General features: G+C 65.7%; 1 protein-coding gene. It reads right to left on the bottom strand.

Going from position 1 to position 1,516, the window contains the following annotated elements:
- Positions 1-1,451 (bottom strand): acyltransferase domain-containing protein (locus LQT98_RS23200; RefSeq protein ID WP_456237139.1); only part of this gene is annotated, 1,451 nt, incomplete at its 3' end.
- Positions 1,452-1,516: the final 65 nt, after the last annotated feature.

The raw sequence follows: 1,516 nt of genomic DNA, 5'->3' as shown, positions 1-1,516 counted from the left end.
GCCAGGGGCGCGGCGGCCGGCAATTCCACCGCGGCGCGCGGCGTCGGCAAGCTCACCTCCAGCGGAGCGCGCTGTTGCAGGCGAGCCGTTACCTGGCCGCCGCGGGCGCCGGTGTCGGCGCCCAGCAAGGCCTGCTGGTTGTCGAAATAGTGCTCGTGGTTGACGTGGTAAAGCTCCTGGTTCTTGTCCAGCAGCTGCAGGCTCTGGCCCAGGCTGGCCACGACCTCGCTCAATTGCTGGCTACCCTGGAATTTCTCCAGCAAGGTGTATTGCTTGGTCATCAGCGAATCCAGCAGCTGAATGTAGTCCTTCTGGTTCAGCTGGAATTGCTGGTGAACTTGGCTGAGCATGTTCTGCGCCTGAATCTGCGCGTCCAATACGCTCAATACTTCGTTGTCCGAGCTGCTGCGTTGCATGATTCCCTCTCCGCTAATGACATGGATGGGCTCCAGCCACATCATGTCGTCCCTGTTGTCGACCAAAGTTTCCACCACTACCGGGGACCTCGAAAAACCTGCTANNGCTCGCGACGGTTTTTCGAGCGCCCCTCCCGTACTATCCCGCTCCGTCGGCGGCGCCAGCGGCGGCGAGCTGGCGGCAAGCCGCTCGCCGATGAAGGCGTCGACAACGCGCGTATCCTTGCGCATCGCGTGCGCGCGGCGCTGCTTGGCTTTCTCCGAGTAGAAGAAGCCGCCGCTCATCGCATAGCTCAGCGCCCTTTTCTTGGGCTCGGCCACCACCGGCAGCGCCGCCTGCGGATCGGTGGAGCTCAGTTCCACGCCTTCCACCGCCAGCCGCGCCAGCGCGCGCTTGAATTGCAGGGCTTCCTCGCCGTTGGCGCTGGGGTTCAGCGACACCACCGCGTGCGGCTTGTCCTTGAGGATGTCCGCCACCAGCTTGCCGAGAATGCCCTTGGGGCCGATCTCGACGAACAAATAGCCGCCCTGCTGATGAATGCGTTCTATGGTTTGCTGGAAGCGCACCGGGCTGACCAGTTGGCCGATCAGCGATTGCTTGATCTTGGCCGGATCGTCGGCGTGGCGTTCGCCGCTGGCGGTGGAGTACACCGCGGCTTGCGGCGCCTGGAACGGAATGTCCGCCAGGCTGGCCTCGAACGGCGCGCAAGCGTGGCGCACGAAGTCGGTGTGGAAGGCCGCCGACACCGCCAGCACCTGGCTGCGCACCTTGCGCTCGGCCAGGAATTCATTGGCCTGGCGGATGATGTCGCCGGCGCCGCCGAACACCAGTTGCTGCTGCGAGTTGTAATTGGCCACCACCAGCTCCGGGAAGCGCTCCAGCACCGCGCTGGCCTCGCTCTCCGGCAGCGAGGCCGCCAGCATCGCGCCCGGCTCGCCGCCCGGCACCGGGCTGGCCACCGCCGCGCCGCGCGCCAGCGACACCCGGTAGAAATCCTGGTCGCTCAACACGCCGGCCGCCCACAGAGCGGTCACTTCGCCGTAGCTGTGGCCGGCCAGGAAGTCCGGTCGCAGGCCCAGTTCGCGCAGCAGCTTGAAGT

The sequence above is a fragment of the Chromobacterium aquaticum genome (assembly GCF_021129195.1).
GTDB classification, from domain to species: domain Bacteria; phylum Pseudomonadota; class Gammaproteobacteria; order Burkholderiales; family Chromobacteriaceae; genus Chromobacterium; species Chromobacterium aquaticum.
Note: the sequence above shows the minus strand (reverse complement) of the source record. Positions and strands in the feature narration are given on the sequence as shown.